We start from the raw sequence: 18,313 nt of genomic DNA, 5'->3' as shown, positions 1-18,313 counted from the left end.
TATGAATAAATCAATTTCCATAGTAGTAGTAATAGTACCCTTCACTAGCTTTACGTTTTACATTATTGAGAACGACGCCGAGCATTTTTGCACCCACGCGATCCAGATTAGCTTTAGCTTTCACTGCGATATCGCGTTTTACCTTACCATAGCTGACAACCATAATAACGCCATCACTCTTCGAGGCCACAATTTGTGCATCCGTAACCGCTAATAATGGTGGAGTATCAATAAGAATGACATCATACCGCTGACGCAAATCCTGTAAAAGAGTGCTCATCCGATTAGATGCCATCATTTCCGCCGGGTTGGGCGGGATTGGTCCAGAGGTCATAATTGAAAGATTATTAACGCCAGACTCTTGGACAGTGTCCTCAAGAACTGCCTGTTGAGACAGTAGGGAGGATAAACCAAAACGGTTGCTTAGTGTAAAAGTCTTATGTGCCGTCGGCTTCCGCAAATCGGCGTCAATCAACAATACTCTTTTATCTGCTTGTGCGTAAGCTGCCGCCAGGTTAGCAGATACCGTAGATTTACCTTCTTCCGGCCCGGAGGAAGTGACCATAATCACTTGAATAGTCTGATCTACAGAAGAAAAATCAATATTCGTGCGCAATGCGCGAAACGCTTCAGAGACAGGAGAGCGTGGGTTCGTAACGGTGATCAGATGGCGTTGTTTATTTGGAAGCTGTGACATGTTCGAGGTCCCCCGCCTTTCTGGATGATTGTTTCTGTGTTTGTGCGGCACCTTGCTTGCTTTCATCTTGACCCAATCTTGTAATCATAGCTATGGTAGGCAAACCAAGATACTTCTCAATATCAGCTTCTGTCTTCAGGGTGTCATCCATATATTCCAGCAGGAAGGCAATCCCTAAGCCAATCATCAAAGAGACGATAAAAGCAATAGCCATGTTCAGTAAAACATTCGGTTCTACCGGCCGTGGCTCAACAGTTGGATTCACTTTAGCTTCATTCAGAATCGATACATTTTCCACATTAAATAGACTTGGAATTTCTTCCTTGAACACAAGTGAAATGGCATTCACGATTTCAGCAGCCCGCTGATAAGAATTATCTCGAACGACAAGTGTCATCACCTGCGTATTATTTACGGAACTCACATTAACCTTTTTTAATAGCTCTTCCGCAGTAATATTGAATTGCGGATAATCCTTTGTAACAATATCAAGGATGGCCGGAGTCTTAATAATTTCCTTATACGTATTAATTAATTGAATATTGGTATTAATCTGGTTTAAATCAAGCTGCCCCACCGCTGACTGCGTCGGTGTTTGGTTAACGATAATCTTCGTGGATGCCTCATATACCGGGTTTTTAATATACAGACTATATACACCAGCAATACCGCACACCAATACAACTATGCTGAAAATGAGCCATAGTCTCTTCCTGACGATCTGAAAATAATCGCGAAGATCCAATTCTTGTGATGACAAGTGAAATTACCCCCAAGCTATTTCTGAAATATTTCGATGCCTGTTCAAATCTTCCCTATTTGCAAAAAAATCGCCTCCTCTCACCTACATGAGAGGAGGCTGTATACTATAAGTTTTATTTACTTGAAGTTAATAGTACGGTAGATAATTACTGCTGCTTCAGCACGGGTAGCTGTATCGTTCGGGTTGAACTTGCCAGCATTTCCGATAACCAGGTTGTGGCTTGCTGCAAACGCTACGCCATCTCTTAGGGATGCGCTGATCTTAGCAGCATCAGAGAATTTGCTGATTGCAGTAGAATCTGTTTTTGCATCAGGATTGATAGATTTCAACGCACGGGAGATCATTGTTGCCATTTCTGCACGTGTAATAGTTGCATTAGGATCAAATTTGGCCGCACTGCGTCCAGTGATAATCCCTTTTTCTGATGCAACTGCTACATATGGTGCATACCAAGCAGTTGAACTTACATCGCTAAAGCTTTGTACAGCAGAGTTGTTTTCCAGGTTAAGCGCACGAATCAACATTTTGGAGAACTCAGCACGAGTTACGTTGCTCTTCGGTGCAAATTTACCTGCTCCGACTCCTTCAATCGCACCTTTAGCAGCTACGACTTGAATTTGTCTACCAGCCCATGCTTGTACAGCAGAAATATCATTAAAGGAGACTTTATTCTCAAGTACTGCATAAGAAGAGAATGTATCACGTGGTTCTACGATGAAATCTCCATCAAGAACTCCACCTTGGAATTGCAGGTCGCCGTATACAAGCTTACCAACGGAAAGCAATTCTTTATCAAGACCATCAGTATTCTTAAGTGGCAATTTGATAGTAATTGGTTGTTTAAATGTGCTTTGTACTACACCGTTCACACTAAGTGTGAATTCGTACACATCCGAAGCCAATTTCAGCTTGGTAACGGAAGTTACAACTTCTGGTTTAGCTGTAGTTACTGTCAATGAAATCGCTGTGCTGAATTGGCTTACAGGAATCGTTACAGTTACACCGTTGAAAGTAACGGCGATATTCGCAATACCTTTAGCTTTTGCAGCTTCAATAATGGCTTGGGAAAGTGGAACTTCAACTGTAGTAGCGTTTACTGTTCCCAGATTCAGGGTCAAAGTAAGACCAGTTTTGCCAGGGTTCGCTGCAACCAGTTTATCAAATTCTTTAATTACATCAGCATCAACCAATTTCAAGGTTGCTTTACCGTCAACAATGCTTACGAGCTTAGATACGTCATAGATTCCTGGAGTTTGAACAGGAGCTACAGGCGTTGTAACACTTCCACTCCCACTGCCACCGCTACCAGGACCGACTCCGCCGCCAGTACTAAATCCATAAGCTTTAACGTAAGCAACAGCAAGTGATTTTGCCGCAGGTTTTGCGGATTTAATATTATTGTTCAGGTTTTTCAATGTTTGCTTAACATCATTAGCAGTAACTCCAAGCTTGTTCAAAGCCTGACTTACTGTAAGAGCTCCTGCACCTGTAGTGTGGTTCATCACTTTCGCAATGGCTTCATCCAACAAAGTCTCGTAACCAGATTCAGATGTAAGAATTGCCAACAAATCTGCTGATGACTTGTTACCTACCAGATCACGAAGTTCTGTTTCAATACTGCTCAAGAATTCAGCAACACTATCAACAGTAAGTCCAGACACACCCGCTTTAGCTGCAATTTTGCTTACCAAAGCAATGTTTTTGTCATCGTTACGGATCACTTGGATTCCAGAGAAGTCATTTCCATAGACATCGTAGACTACACTAGTAACGCTTTGGAACAATTTAAGTGATGTTTTTGTTTCTTCTCCATCCAGTGAAAGCTTGTTCAGTACTGGAGCAAAAATTTCTGTAAATTCTTTCTCACTCAGTGCTGCAACCTCAGTCTTCAAATTGTAGAGATAAACTGCATCTGTTGCGGTCAATTGTTTGTAAACAGCAAGAACCTTATCCTTAACTGCTGCACTGCTACTAACTGTAGCCGCAGATGCTGTGCCTACTGCTCCAAGGCTTCCCAACGGAAGACCCGCAACGGATGCTGCTACCATACTTGCTGCTAATGTTGATACTACTAGTTTCTTTTTCAAAGTCACTAAATATCCACCTCTTCTTATGTATTAAAATACTGTACTACCATAGACCTAGAACAATTCGCCCAAATGCTACGCTATTACGTATAGCATTAAATCACCCAATAAAACCCATTCTACCACTATTAGGTAGATTAGTCAGCCCTTTCGGAAAAAAAATCCAAACAATTTTTGTCGGTTTCCCCTTGTTTGTACGTGTTTTCCATGAATAACCTCGCCATTGGTCATAATTTGCTGAGCATTGCCGCGAACATATTCACGCATCTCAGGGCCTAATTCTTTCTCCATAACCACATAAGCAGCGTTTAATCCGAAAGGACGATGAACACTGTCATGTGCATCAGAGGCCAACACATGTACTGCATTTCTACGGCATAGCTCCAGCGACAATTTCTGTAGCTTATTCCCGAAAACGCCTGCAAGACTCTGTGCGGTTACCTGCCCAAGTGATCCTAGCTCTATCAGTCTCTCTAGTTTAGAAGGATCAGCAGCTATTTCAGCATTGCGCTCCGGATGGGCGATGACCGGAACGAACCCTTGAATGATCAGCTCGTGGCAGATTTCTTCCATGTTACGTGGTACTCGTGAAGAAGGCATTTCCAGTAAAATATACCGCGAATCTGCAAGACTCAGCAGTTCCCCCCGCTCCAGATCATTCAGAAGTTCACCGTAGATACGGATCTCTTGACCTGGAAGAACAAGCAGTGGATTACCAGCCTGACGAAGTCTCTCATTCATCATCTCCACAGCTTCTTTAATCTTGGGGGCATTATTCATATATTGACCGTTGGCATGATGTGGCGTGGCGATGACTGAAGTAATCCCTTCTCTGTGGGCGTCTTGCGCCATGGCAAGAGCAGCTTCCCAATCAGAGGCTCCGTCATCCAAAAAGGGTAAGATGTGGCAATGAATATCTATCATATGTTATCTATCGGTCCTTTTCCATAGAAATTTTAGTTTTATCAACAAAAAAATACAACCATTCCCACCAGGAATGGTTGCTTGATTGTAAATGAGTTCATATCTTACGCTTCGGTTGACTCCTCTTGCTGAGATTCATTTGCTATCATTTCAGCATCCTCTGAATCCGGAGATTCATTCTCAGAAGGGCGAATATACCCATCGATTAAGCCCCAAAGCTCGTCCTTGCCGAGACCAATTTCCGAGGAGAATGGAATAAAATTATCCCCTGGCAGCACGCCCAGCTCCTGCTTCATGGTCTTGATATGCTTTTGCCAGCGTGTCTTAGGAATTTTATCCGCTTTGGTCGCTACAACACACATAGGAAGATCATAATGCTTCAACCAGTCGAACATCATCTTATCATTGCTGGTAGGCGAATGCCGCAGGTCCACAATAAGCAGAACAAGCTTCAACGTATCGCGCTCAGAGAGGTATTTTTCAACCATTTTACCCCATACCGCGCGTTGCGTCTTGGAAACCTTGGCATACCCGTAACCTGGAAAGTCAACAAAATACATGCTGTCTTCATTGATACGGTAATAGTTCATGTGTTGTGTCTTACCAGGCGTGGAGCTTGTCCGAGCCAGATTCTTACGGTTAATCATTCGGTTAATGAGGGAAGACTTCCCCACATTGGAACGCCCTGCCAGAGCAACCTCTGGCAAGGAATCATCAGGGTACTGATCAGGGCCAACGGCACTGATAATAAATTCGGCAATATTAACTTTCATAGGACTTCCTTTCTAATGCACACTACTCGGTGGCTCACTGCTAATTTCATTATGATGCTCAACTAACGCATGATGCAAGACCTGATCCATATTAGATACCGGTACGAACTCAACATCATTACGTACACTCTCAGGAATATCTTTCAAATCCCGTTCATTGTCTTTGGGAAGAAGGATCTTTTTATATCCAGCTCGGTGAGCCGCAAGAGATTTCTCTTTCAATCCACCAATGGGCAGTACACGTCCCCGCAAGGTGATTTCACCTGTCATCGCCACATCCTTCGAAACATAACGTTTCGTGAGCGCGGAGATCAATGCGGTTGCAATCGTAATCCCTGCAGACGGACCATCCTTCGGAATTGCACCTTCCGGAATATGGATATGAATATCAATCTTCTCATAAAAATCGGGCTGGAGCCCCAGCTCCTCCGCCTTCGAACGAGTATAGCTGAATGCGGCCTGTGCCGACTCCTTCATTACATCGCCAAGCTGTCCGGTGAGGGTTAGTTTACCTGTTCCCTGCACAACCGTAACTTCGATCAGCAATGTATCGCCGCCAACCTCAGTCCAAGCCAGCCCAGTGACCGTACCGATCTGATCTTCAAGCTCGGCCATACCGTAACGATATTTAGAAGCCCCAAGATAATCCTTGATGTCGTCAGGAAGAATGACCACTTTCTCTTTTTCCTCAGACACGATTTGTTTCGCAGCTTTGCGGCATAATGCTGCAATCTGCTGCTCTAAATTACGCACACCGGATTCACGGGTATATTCGCGGACAATGCGTAATAAGCTATCGTCTTCGATAATCAGTTGATCTTCTGCAAGACCGTGGTTTTTCTTCTGCTTAGGCAATAGATAACGGCTGCCGATTTGCAGTTTCTCCAGTTCCGTATAACCTGGAATGAACAGCATTTCCATCCGATCCAGCAAAGGACGCGGAATATTATGCACTACGTTCGCTGTTGTTACAAACATTACGTTCGACAAGTCGAACGGCAGCTCTACAAAATGATCACTAAACGTGTTGTTTTGTTCTGGATCCAACACCTCAAGCAGCGCTGAAGATGGATCTCCACGGAAATCCGCAGCCATCTTATCGATTTCATCCAATAGGATAACCGGATTAATCGTACCCGCCGTCTTCATGCCTTGGATAATCCGGCCCGGCATCGCACCTACATAAGTCCGTCGATGACCTCGAATCTCCGCCTCATCACGTACACCGCCTAACGAGATACGGACGAACTTGCGATTGAGCGAACGGGCGATGGAACGAGCTAGTGAGGTTTTCCCCACCCCTGGAGGACCTACAAGACATAAAATCGGACCCTTAAGCTTCTTAACCAACTGCTGAACGGCCAAATATTCCAATACCCGTTCCTTCGGTTTTTCCAAACCGTAGTGATCCTCATCAAGTACCTGCTCGGCCTTTTTGATGTCAAGATCATCCTCTGTCTGTTCACTCCAAGGGAGACTGAGCAGCCAATCTACATAGTTGCGAATAACGCCGCCTTCCGCAGAGCTGACTGGCATTTTTTCCAGCCGATCGATTTCTTTCTCCATCTTTTCTTTCACACGTTCTGGAACATTTTTCTCTTCCATTAGCGTCCGCAGCTCTTCCGCTTCTCCTACCCGGCCTTCCTTCTCGCCGAGTTCTTTCTGGATCGCTTTCATTTGCTCACGCAAATAATATTCCTTCTGCGTCTTTTCCATCTGCTTTTTGACACGTTGATTGATCTTACGTTCAAGCTCCAGCACTTCACGCTCATTATTAAGAATATCAAGAAGCTTCTCCAGCCGTTTACTGACATCAATCGTCTCGAGAATTTCTTGCTTATCCTTAATCTTTAGCGATAAATGACTCGTAATGACATCCGCAAGTCGACCAGGCTCTTCTATATCGGATACAGCAGCGAGGGTCTCTGGGGTCACTTTTTTGGATAACGTAATATAGTGTTCGAACTGATTGAGTACTGTACGCATCAGCGCGTCACATTCTTGATCGCTATCTTCATCTTCCGGCAGCTCACGCGCCATAACCTCATAGTACTCATCATTATCGATATAATTAATAATTTCGGCCCGTTCTACACCTTCAACCAGTACACGTATCGTACCGTTTGGAAGCTTCAGCATTTGCCGCACATTGGCGACAGTACCGACCCGAAAAATATCGTCCTGACCTGGCTCTTCAATATTCACTTCCGACTGGGAACAAAGAAGAATCAAATTATCTTCAACCATAGCTTTCTCTAGCGCCCGAACTGACTTCTCACGGCCCACATCCAAGTGAAGAACCATGCTTGGGTACACAAGAAGCCCTCTTAGCGGCAATAAAGGAAAACGACGACCTTTTGTTTTATTTGTCATCATCGCTTTCGCACCTCCCATGGCTCTCAATTAATCTCATATGCATTCATTCTAACAAAAGCAGCCCCAAAACACCAACAGAGTCCTTAGATTTCAAGAAGAACCGACTTGCTTTTCCTTAAATAGAGACAACGTTTCTTTTAGCATTTAAAAAGGAAGCAGCAGAATTGCCTGCAGCCTCCTTTATTTTACAGCGACAAATCTCACCTTACTCTTCGAATTAGGGATCAATTTAGTTTAACCCTTTGCAGATTCACCAGCGGCATCGGCCTTCAGGAGTGAAGGTGCAGCGGAGAACAGCTCTCCAGCAACTGCAGGCAACCTTACATCTGCTGTATCGGCACCAAACAGATGACGGAACACCTCTTCTACTGTTTCCATTGGAATAACGCGTAATGGCGCGAGGTCAGCGAAGAGAGACTGCCAGTTTTCTTTTGGAATAAGCACTGTAGTGGCACCAGCTTGAAAAGCAGCTTCTACTTTGGCAATTACACCGCCCACTGGCTTAACTCGACCATGGATGCCTATCTCACCTGTGATTGCTACCGTGTTATCCACCGGAAGCCCACGAATAGCAGAGACGATTGCTACTGCCATCGCCACCCCTGCCGAAGGCCCGTCAATCGGTGTTCCACCTGGGAAATTCACATGTAGATCATAACGATCGGGCTCCAGATTCATCGTACGCAGTACGGTCAATACATTCTCAACTGAGCCCTTTGCCATACTTTTTCGCCGAATCGTGCGGGAGCCTCCACCGATCTCTTCTTCATCCACCACACCTGTCACGTTCAATCTGCCTTGGCCGTTCACAGCAGGTGCTGCGGAAACTTCGATTTCGAGCAGAGTCCCCATCCCTGGCCCATACACGGCAAGACCGTTAACTAATCCAATCTGCGGTGCAGAAGGAATCTTGCGTTCCGTACGCAGTGGAAGCTGGCTACTGCCTGCCACCCATTCCACATCAGCAGCATTTAGTGTATCTCTCTGCTCAGTTAAAGCTAATCCGGCAGCCAACTGAATCATATTAACTGCCTCCCGGCCGTTGGTTGCATACTGTTGCACCACAATGACTGCTTCCGGACTTGGTTTAAGCCCAATTTTCTGTATCGCGTCACGCGCGATGACGGCAATCTCATCCGGCAGCAGCGGGCGGAAATAAATCTCCATGCAGCGCGAACGCAGCGCAGGTGAAATCTCATCCGGAGAGCGCGTAGTAGCGCCAACTAGCCGGAAATCAGCAGGCAATCCATTTTGAAAAATATCATGAATATAAGCCGGAGTATTATTATCCTCCGAATTATAATAAGCGCTCTCTAGCAGGACCTTCCGGTCTTCAAGCACTTTAAGCAGCTTATTCATCTGAATAGGGTGAAGCTCTCCTATCTCATCCAGAAAAAGAATCCCGCCATGCGCCTTAGTGACCGCGCCCGGTTTCGGCTGTGGCACACCCGCCACACCCATGGCCCCTGCACCTTGATAAATAGGATCATGCACAGAGCCGATCAACGGGTCAGCAATACCACGCTCATCAAAACGAGCGGTAGTGGCGTCAATCTCTGTGAATTTGGCGTCACTTTTAAAAGGAGAAAGCACATTCTTTTTCGCCTCTTCCATGACAACACGCGCTGCCGCAGTCTTGCCCACTCCCGGCGGACCATAAATAATCACATGCTGCGGATTAGCGCTGCAAAGTGCGGCTTTCAGGGCGCGCAGCCCATCTTTTTGCCCGACAATATCTCCAATAGAAGCCGGACGTGTTTTCTCCGACAATGGTTTAGTTAATGTAATCATCCGCATTTTCCGTAACTTGTCCAGTTCCTTGCGCGACTCTCGTTCTACCGCTGTCTTATTTGTCTTCTGACCCCGCAGCAGATTCCAAAAGTATACGCCGATAACCAGCGCGAAAAAGAGCTGCACGATCATCACAACTATACTTAATTCCATAGGTCATCCTCCTGTTTCGTTCAGTCTACCTTTCCACCCTTGGCTACTATTAGGTAGTATAGCCGTTTCGGTAATTAGTAAACGCGAATTTGCGGATTTGTTGAATTGTTGCAGTAGGATAGACTCTGATAATTAACTATAAGGGCATTAATGAGTATAGGGAGTACGAATGTAGCTTAGATAATTTTAAAAAAGGGAGATTGTTGAGGAGGTTGGAGAGGAAGGAATGCGGAGGAGTGCGGAAGTAAAGGAGGGATGAAGAGATGAAGAGGAATGAAGGAGGAATGCGGAGAAATGAGGGAGAGATTAGTGGAAAGGGAATTTGAGCAACTGTGGTGTTAAGGGGAATCGTCATACTTAGTAACTGAGTATCGTGATCGGTGCTACCTGGGGGTAAGGAACCTAGTTGTGCGTACCGCTAAGGGTAAGGGCGTCGGGAGTTTCCTGTAGACGTTTAGTTTGTTGAGTTCGAGGAGGTACTTTTAGAAGCTGAGTTAGCTGGGGACGGTGAGCTACTTCTAGAGGCTAAGTCAGCTGGGCACGGTGAGCTTCTTTTAGAAGTTGAGTTAGCTAGGGACGGTGGGTTACTTCTAGAAGTTACGTCAGTTTACCTCTAAGATGCAGAGTTAACTTAATTTGCTGAACATATCCGTTTGTATCTCCTATGTTCTTAGAAACATCCTATTCAGTACAAAAATCTAAGTATCATTGGTACCCAGCCAAATAATTAGGGAAATCCTCCCTATTTATCAGTGATTCACGACCTCAAAGCTGCCAATTAGGGAAATCCTCCCTGATTATTGGACGAATCACACATAAATAGGAAAAATGTTCCTTTTATTAGGGAGTTTTTCCCTAAAAAGCTTGATTTTGAGCCATAATCGTCTTATTTCAGGGAGAATTTCCCTAATTGTTGCGTTTTACTTCATAATGAACTTCACATCAAGCTCCTTCACATACCTTCTTTTCAAATTTCCACCTTCAGCAAAAGCCATGGCCAACATTGTTACGCCTATATGATCAGCTCCATCAAACCACTTCTGCTACACCTGCTCCATCAGCCACTTTTACAACTTTATCCACTTCAAAACATTAGCTACGTCATCTACACCAGTTACATCAGCTACCTCAGCTACACCAGCTACAATAGCACCACCAACTCCATAAGTTCCACCAGATACCTCAATTACATAGGCTAAACTGTTCCATTACTCCTACATAAACTACTTCAATAATATAGCCTCCACCAGCCATCAGCCTTTACAAATATCAATCCCAGTAATAAAGAACATCACGAGCCAGCTTATACTCAACATTTTTGACGCCGATTCCCCTCTTCACAGGAGTAAGCCAGCCTTTTTCACAGAGATTCTTTAGCATCATGCGTACTGTTTTGGGATCTAGCGTGAAATAATCAGCGACATCTTTAGGGCGTATCACCCCAGCTTGACGCACCACTAAACGCATGATTTCCTTCTCAGCGATTAGCAGTCTGCCACGCGGTGCATCTACAATTTGGTAGCGGCTTAGCGCCAAACGCAGCAGTGTAACACATAACTCAGGGCGCTGTTCAACATCATCATAGGCAAATGAAATTACTTGATAACCCATTCCGTACAGAAAAGTTTCACGATTTAGCTCATTACAATACTTCAGCCTATCCATGTCTCTTACATGAGCTGCATACCCTTTGATCTCAAACAAAAGCTTGATCGGCCCCGGCAAAAAAGCAAAATCAGCAAAATAAGCTCGTCTTTGTAAATCCAGCACCTCATACTCCGGATGAAGATTATTGAAATCACCACGAAGCGGCCACCAGACATTCTGCAAAAATAATTTCTCGGCGTGGCCATGACCTCTCTCCAGCCTTCCCCGCCGTTCGCCCGTTCTGCTTGCAAGATGATGCGCAATAAATTTTTCATGGGCTTGTTCATAGTTCATGTTTACTCATTCCTTCCTCCAAAATAGGAAATAAACGCAAAAAAAACGCCCCATGAGCCCCGGATATACCGGAACTGCACAGGACGTTCTTCGCCACTTAGATCACTACTTACCTAACGTCGCAATAAATTACTATACGATGCTAAGAAGTGTTTATAATATTATGAGATTGAAAATTTCTTTATAAATACCATTCAGACCAAGTTACTTCGACTGCACCGGAGGTGCAAGGTTAGCGTGGGCGCGGCCTGGGATTTCGCCCGTTGCCTCGTAAGCCACCACGATCGCATCAATTTCCTTCTTCAGCTCGTTCACGAGTTCAGCTTCAGGCACTTTACGGATCATTTGTCCGTAGCGGAAAAGCAAACCTTCCCCACGAGCGCCAGCAATACCGATATCTGCTTCACGTGCTTCACCAGGACCGTTAACAGCACAGCCAAGGACAGAAACTTTAATAGGCACCTTAAGCTTCGAAATGTATTCTTCCACCTCATTAGCGATGGAGAAAAGATCGATATCCAGCCGTCCGCAAGTCGGACAAGAGATCAGCGTCGCCGCGTTAGAGATCAGACCAAACGTCTTCAGCAGCTCACGCGCCACCTTAACCTCTTCAACCGGATCGGCACTAAGCGAGATACGCAGTGTGCTGCCGATGCCCATAGAGAGCAGTGCACCAATACCTGCGGAGCTCTTCACTGTACCAGCAAACAATGTGCCAGATTCTGTAATCCCCAAGTGCAGTGGATAAGGGATGACTTCCGCAGCCTGACGGTAAGCTTCGATGGCCATTGGCACATCGGATGCTTTTAGAGAAACGATAATGTCGTGGAAATCCAGTTCCTCCAGAATACCAATATGGTATAACGCACTTTCTACCATAGCTTCTGGGGTTGGGTATCCGTATTTCTCCAAAAGGTGATTCTCCAAAGAACCGGCGTTTACACCAATCCGAATCGGAATTCCTTTTTCTTTACATGCTTTAACTACCGCTTCTACCTTTTCGCGACGACCAATGTTCCCCGGATTAATCCGTACCTTATCGATGCCGTTCTCAATAGCCATCAACGCTAGCTTATAGTTGAAATGAATATCCGCTACGAGTGGGATATGAATCTGTTTCTTGATCTCCTTGATTGCGGCAGCCGCCTCTTCATTGTTGACAGTTACGCGTACTAGCTGGCAGCCTGCTTCCTCAAGCCGCAATATTTCAGCTACAGTAGCCTCCACATCAGCGGTTTTGGTTGTACACATGCTTTGAATCGCAACCTCGTTGTTTCCCCCAATAATGAGCCCGCCAACATTGACAGGACGGGTTTGGTGTCTCAAGAACATGATTTTTCTCCCCCATAACGCCAAAGCTCCACCCCTTCGCTCCCGCTAATGTGAAGCGGGATAAGCGGAAGAAAGGTGGAGACTGTGACATGTATTGTTAAGGAAAAGCGGCTTACGCGCTTTCCTCTTTCTTCTTGTCTTTCTTAAGGTTGAGCTCAGGCAAAGCTTTCTCCTGAACGACCTGTTCCGTGATCACACAATCCTTAATATCATCGCGTGAAGGAACTTCATACATCACATCGAGCATGATGCTCTCAATAATCGCGCGCAGTCCACGGGCTCCCGTATTACGTTTGATCGCTTCCTTGGCAATTGCTTCGAGTGCCAATGGTTCGAACTTCAACGCTACGTTGTCCATTTCCAGCAGCTTGATATATTGTTTAGTGAGTGCATTTTTAGGCTCGGAAAGGATACGTACAAGCGTATTCTCATCAAGCGGCTCCAAAGTCGAGATGACTGGCAGACGGCCTACAAATTCAGGAATAAGACCGAATTTGAGCAAATCTTCAGGCAATACCATCGACAAATATTCGCCAGGCTTAAGATCCTTTTGTCCTTCAACTGCTGCGTTGAAGCCAATGATTTTTTTACCGATACGGCGTTTAATCATTTGCTCCAGACCGTCAAAGGCACCGCCAACGATGAACAGGATGTTCGTCGTGTCGATCTGAATAAACTCCTGGTGAGGATGCTTACGTCCGCCCTGCGGAGGCACAGAAGCAACAGTTCCTTCCAGAATCTTCAGAAGCGCTTGCTGTACACCTTCGCCGGAAACGTCACGAGTAATGGACGGATTCTCGGATTTACGTGCTACTTTATCAATTTCATCAATATAGATAATGCCGCGTTCGGCTTTCTCCACATCGTAATCTGCAGCTTGAATGAGTTTGAGCAGAATGTTCTCAACATCCTCGCCAACATAACCAGCTTCCGTTAAGGAAGTAGCGTCTGCAATAGCAAAAGGAACGTTGATAATCTTCGCCATCGTTTGTGCTAACAAGGTTTTACCAGAACCTGTTGGACCGAGCAAAAGGATATTACTCTTCGTCAGCTCAACATCTTCGATCTTGCTTTGGCTGTTCACGCGCTTGTAGTGGTTATAAACCGCTACAGAAAGAGATTTCTTCGCTTGCTCTTGACCGATTACATATTGATCCAAAATATCACGAATTTCCTTTGGTTTTGGAATATCCTTCAGATCAAGCTCTTCCTCATGACCGAGCTCTTCTTCCACAATTTCCGTGCAAAGCTCGATACATTCGTCACATATATAAACGCCCGGTCCTGCTACAAGCTTACGAACCTGCTCTTGTGATTTACCGCAAAAAGAACATTTCAATTGCCCTTTTTCATCATTAAATTTAAACATCTAACCACCCCTTTAAGATTTCATCGGTGAAGAAAGAACCTGGTCAATAAGCCCATATTCCTTGGCTTCTTCCGCGCTCATGAAGTTATCGCGGTCTGTGTCCCGTTCGATTTTTTCAAGGGGCTGACCTGTGCGATCTACATAAATTTGATTCAGCTTCTGTCTCGTCTTGAGGATCCAGTCAGTGTGAATCCAAATATCAGACGCTTGACCTTGAACACCGCCGAGCGGTTGATGAATCATAACTTCGCTGTTGGTCAGCGCATATCTTTTGCCCGGAGCCCCAGCTGTTAGAAGGAGCGATCCCATGCTTGCTGCCATCCCTACACAAATGGTTGAAACATCCGGTTTGATATATTGCATCGTATCGTATATACCCATGCCGGCTGTTACTGAACCACCGGGTGAGTTGAGGTACAAGTGAATGTCCTTCTCGGGATCATCTGCTGCCAAAAACAGCAATTGAGCAATAACCAGATTGGCGACATCATCGTCAATCGCACTGCTTAAGAAAATGATGCGATCCTTGAGCAATCTGGAATAGATATCGTACGAACGTTCTCCACGACTTGTTGATTCCACAACCATTGGTACCAGACTCATGCCACCAACCTCTTTTCTCTGTACAGATTAGTCTTATCGTTTCAGAAATATTTTAACACGTTCACGGCGCGATGTCATTTTTTCACTACAGTGGACAGTCCGCTGCTTGTGAATTGTGACGTTACCGCCCCTATTACCTTATTGCCATACGTTCATACGGATACCTATGTAGTCACATATATTTGCGGCCGAGGATAAAAATAAGGCACGTAACGAAACTTACGTGCCTTATCATATCTGTATGGAGGCCGTGTAACTGGCCGTTCTAGGTAGTGTCAAGCTAAAACGCCTTCGGCGTCCTTTTAAGGACGGTAAGCGTTTATGCGAGAATTATAAGAATAAAGTATAAAGTGAAACTTATACCTTCTTATAATTTTAAAATATCCTACTCAGCTTTAGTGTCTTCAGCAGCTGGTGCTTCTTCTACTGCTTCAACTTCTACACTATTGCTAACAAGGAAATCAATGGTTTTACGCAACGAAAGCTCTTCGCTCAAGCTGCCCAGTGAACCGTTAGCTGCCAAGATGCTGCGGATTTCTTCTGGAGTACGTTTGTAAGCTTCAGCCATAGTAGCCAACTCTTCGTTAACTTCTTCTTCGGAAACTTCAATGTTCTCTTGTTTTGCGATAACTTCCAATACCAGGTTGTTGCGAACGCGTTTTTCAGCATCGCCTTTCATTTGGTTCTGCAAGTCTTCACGAGTTTGGCCGGAGAAGCTAAGGAACATATCCATGTTCATGCCTTGTTGACGAAGACGAGTGTCGAAGTCGCGAACCATATTCTCAACTTCACTGTTGATCATAGCTTCAGGGATTTCAACTTCAGCGTTAGCTGCTGCTTTATCAACAACTGCATTCTCACGAAGGCCTTTCAGTTCTTCCTCTTTACGGGATTCGAGCTGAGCTTTCAGATCTGCTTTGTACTCATCCAAAGTTTCGAATTCACTTACATCTTTAGCGAATTCATCATCCAATGCAGGAAGTTGTTTGCGTTTGATTTCGTGCAGCTTCACTTTGAATACTGCTTTTTTACCCGCAAGGTTCTCTGCATGGTATTCATCAGGGAAAGTAACTTCAACATCTTTGAAATCTCCAGTAGCCATTCCTACCACTTGCTCTTCGAATCCTGGAATGAAGGAGTTGCTGCCAAGCTCAAGAGAGTGACGTTCAGCTTTTCCGCCTTCAAACGGTACATCATCAACATATCCGTCAAAATCGATTACAGCGATGTCGCCGTTAGCTGCTGCTTCTTCTTCAACTACTACAAGCTCAGCATGACGTTCTTGCAGACGAGCAAGTTCAGCACTCAACTCTTCTTCAGTCACTTCAGCTTTTTGTACTGGAACTTCCAGACCTTTGTAATCGCCGAGCTTCACTTCAGGTTTAACCGTGATCTTCGCTTTGAAGATAAAGGATTGACCTTTAGCAAATTGCTCAATATCAACTTCAGGACGGTCTACAGGGAAGATGTCAGTTTGTTCAACTGCTTCACCGTAAGCTTCAGGAAGAAGAATGTCGATTGCATCTTGGTACAAGCTTTCTACACCAAAACGGGATTCAAAGATCGGCCGAGGTACTTTACCTTTACGGAAGCCTGGTACGTTAGCTTTTTTAACGACTTTGTTAAAAGCTTTATCAAGTGCTGCTGTTACGCGTTCTGCGTCTACTTCTACTTCAAGAACTCCAAGGTTCTTCTCTATTTTTTCCCATGTTGCTTTCATATTATACTTTTCCCTCCAAAATATAGGTTCACAAGTTTACTTCAAATAATGATACAATCCACGCACAGAATAACCATTATATTATATACAACATTACTTTATTTATCAAGTAGAGAAGTCTTTATAAAACCCTTGAGAGCACGATAAGCTCCCTCAAATTGAAAGCGCATGCCGTCTGTGATGCCATACATTCCACGTGTCTCTTCCTCTTGTCGGGAGCCGTTTAAACTCTCAGAAACAAATTGGTGCAACGCTCCTGCCCAAATATCCAGCAAAACGTCTTCGCCTTCCAGCAATTTCCGATATTCATCCGACCCATAAATCGACATGATGAACTGGCCCCAGAGCTCTTGTGCAAAATAATACAGCGTAGGCTCATGCACCTCAGCCTGCCCGGCTACCCGCTCCAGCACATGACTCACCTGCGGAGGAAAATCCTCCGTCTGCAGTGGCACGCTCTCGATCTCTACAAGTACCTTTTCATGTCCGCGAATCAGCTTCACTGTTCCCTGCATCCCACGCCGCTTAAGCGTCTGCAAGGTCCGAAATTGCAGCAGTGGATGAACATTATCCCCCTGTAGCCAAGTGGTCAGCTCCTCGTCAACGCCGCCACCTTCCAGATAGGATAGCTGCTCAAGTGCAAGTATTGTCGCCTCAGACAGAGGCTCGTTCATCACCCGCTGCAGCAGCTTTTTGGGATACCCCGTATCCTCGTTCATTTTAGATTTGGCCAAAAAGCGGGCCATATCCTCTTCCCTTAAATCTTCGTCTTCGGGGTGAACAGCTCCCTCCGCATCTCCATTCTGGGACGCGTAAGGAAATGCCGTTTCGAGCCATTCCAGCAGGGACCGCCATTCCTCGTAATTTCGCTCTTCCTGTCCTTGACACTGCAGCAAAAAACGAAGCAGCTCCATCGCTTCCCCGTAGCGTTCACTTTCCAGCATCACCGTCAGCTGGATTTGATAATAGTCCAGTGTCTTGGGGAACAGGACGATATTCTCTTTGGTGGCGGGGGAATCCGAATGTTTAATGAGGGCACCTCCTTATGTCTACTTATGTGAATGGAATCCTAACCATTATAAAAGTTATTAATACCTTAAGCTTCTTCCGAAACTTAATAATTGTAGATTATAGCATACCCCGTACTCTTTTTAAAAAACAGCTTGAAAAAAAACACCCCATATGATATGATAATTCCTGCTTGCTTTTCTGCCAGCAACCATGTCCCGGTAGCTCAGCTGGATAGAGCATGCGCCTTCTAAGCGCACGGTCGGGGGTTCGAATCCCTTCCGGGACGTCATATAGAAACAGCCTTCCTTCGGGAAGGCTGTTTCTGTGTTCAGGGGAGAGGTTGGGCGGAGCTCAGGAGAAGGAATAGGCGGAGCTCAGGGAGTCACTGGGACGAATAGACGACTGAACGACTGAGCTTAAAGATTCGCGGCTCTAGATTAGCCGAGTCTCAGGGGTTCATGGAGTTCGGATTCGAAGCTCAGAGCCTGATGAAAACTTAGCCTCGTCGGGCTATGAGTCGATGGTGCTTAACTTTTGATGCTCGCTCGGACTTGGTCACACTTAGAACTCATTGGGGCTCAGGGTTCTGTGAAACTTAGCAATCGATGATCAGTTTTTATGAGTCAATACCACATCATACCCCGCCGCATTAGAACATCACGGCTGCTTTTCCGGAGAAACGCCGCTACATGCTATCTAATTGCATTTTCTGCAACTAAAAGTACCCTTTTACCTCCAAAACTCGCTTTAATTGCATTTCATACACTTATATT

13 protein-coding genes and 1 tRNA gene are annotated in these 18,313 nt (G+C 45.2%); 1 reads left to right on the top strand and 13 read right to left on the bottom strand.

Annotated elements, in window-relative coordinates; translation table 11 throughout:
• Positions 1-10: 10 nt before the first annotated feature.
• The 13 genes from MHH63_RS03320 to MHH63_RS03260 all read right to left on the bottom strand — a co-directional run bounded on the left by MHH63_RS03320 (position 11) and on the right by MHH63_RS03260 (position 17,473).
• A complete protein-coding gene (locus MHH63_RS03320) occupies positions 11-697 on the bottom strand; it encodes a CpsD/CapB family tyrosine-protein kinase (protein ID WP_076303251.1) in 687 nt (228 codons plus the stop codon).
• Positions 678-1,457: a YveK family protein gene (locus MHH63_RS03315; protein WP_036685072.1), complete on the bottom strand. Its 780-nt coding sequence runs from the start codon at positions 1,455-1,457 to the stop codon at positions 678-680. The genes MHH63_RS03320 and MHH63_RS03315 overlap by 20 nt, the downstream gene beginning before the upstream one ends.
• Before the next feature lie 119 nt (positions 1,458-1,576).
• Entirely contained in the window at positions 1,577-3,553 is a 1,977-nt protein-coding gene (locus tag MHH63_RS03310) for an S-layer homology domain-containing protein (protein WP_341171201.1), read from the bottom strand.
• 135 nt (positions 3,554-3,688) lie between these two features.
• Positions 3,689-4,471 carry a tyrosine-protein phosphatase gene (locus MHH63_RS03305; RefSeq protein WP_340394538.1) on the bottom strand — a complete coding sequence of 261 codons (783 nt, stop codon included), beginning with the start codon at positions 4,469-4,471 and terminating at the stop codon, positions 3,689-3,691.
• A gap of 104 nt (positions 4,472-4,575) precedes the next feature.
• Positions 4,576-5,244, bottom strand: coding sequence for a ribosome biogenesis GTP-binding protein YihA/YsxC (gene yihA / locus MHH63_RS03300; protein ID WP_036685063.1), 669 nt, complete (start codon positions 5,242-5,244; stop codon positions 4,576-4,578).
• A 12-nt stretch (positions 5,245-5,256) separates the two neighbouring features.
• Positions 5,257-7,620 carry an endopeptidase La gene (gene lon / locus MHH63_RS03295; RefSeq protein ID WP_076129428.1) on the bottom strand — a complete coding sequence of 788 codons (2,364 nt, stop codon included), beginning with the start codon at positions 7,618-7,620 and terminating at the stop codon, positions 5,257-5,259.
• A gap of 234 nt (positions 7,621-7,854) precedes the next feature.
• A complete protein-coding gene (lonB, locus tag MHH63_RS03290; RefSeq protein WP_076279990.1) occupies positions 7,855-9,564 on the bottom strand; it encodes an ATP-dependent protease LonB in 1,710 nt (569 codons plus the stop codon).
• 1,269 nt (positions 9,565-10,833) lie between these two features.
• Positions 10,834-11,505, bottom strand: coding sequence for a BlaI/MecI/CopY family transcriptional regulator (locus MHH63_RS03285; RefSeq protein WP_340394539.1), 672 nt, complete (start codon positions 11,503-11,505; stop codon positions 10,834-10,836).
• 204 nt (positions 11,506-11,709) lie between these two features.
• A complete protein-coding gene (gene ispG / locus MHH63_RS03280) occupies positions 11,710-12,837 on the bottom strand; it encodes a flavodoxin-dependent (E)-4-hydroxy-3-methylbut-2-enyl-diphosphate synthase (protein ID WP_036685055.1) in 1,128 nt (375 codons plus the stop codon).
• 112 nt (positions 12,838-12,949) lie between these two features.
• Positions 12,950-14,206 (bottom strand): ATP-dependent protease ATP-binding subunit ClpX, encoded by a 1,257-nt coding sequence (clpX, locus tag MHH63_RS03275; protein WP_036685052.1) that lies wholly within the window; start codon positions 14,204-14,206, stop codon positions 12,950-12,952.
• A gap of 12 nt (positions 14,207-14,218) precedes the next feature.
• Positions 14,219-14,809, bottom strand: coding sequence for an ATP-dependent Clp endopeptidase proteolytic subunit ClpP (clpP, locus tag MHH63_RS03270; RefSeq protein ID WP_076129430.1), 591 nt, complete (start codon positions 14,807-14,809; stop codon positions 14,219-14,221).
• A 385-nt stretch (positions 14,810-15,194) separates the two neighbouring features.
• Positions 15,195-16,529, bottom strand: a complete 1,335-nt coding sequence (tig, locus tag MHH63_RS03265) for a trigger factor (protein ID WP_036685045.1) — start codon at positions 16,527-16,529, stop codon at positions 15,195-15,197.
• 98 nt (positions 16,530-16,627) lie between these two features.
• The gene (locus MHH63_RS03260) at positions 16,628-17,473 is read right to left on the bottom strand and encodes a hypothetical protein (RefSeq protein ID WP_340395708.1); all 846 of its coding nucleotides are present in this window, start codon (positions 17,471-17,473) and stop codon (positions 16,628-16,630) included.
• Between the two features lie 279 nt (positions 17,474-17,752).
• Between MHH63_RS03260 and MHH63_RS03255 the strand changes: the two genes are divergently transcribed.
• A tRNA-Arg gene (locus MHH63_RS03255) sits at positions 17,753-17,826 on the top strand.
• Positions 17,827-18,313 lie beyond the last annotated feature (487 nt).

The sequence above is a fragment of the Paenibacillus sp. FSL H3-0310 genome, assembly GCF_038002785.1.
In the GTDB taxonomy this organism is placed as follows: domain Bacteria; phylum Bacillota; class Bacilli; order Paenibacillales; family Paenibacillaceae; genus Paenibacillus_AQ; species Paenibacillus_AQ odorifer.
This window is presented reverse-complemented; position numbering and strand designations above follow the sequence as displayed.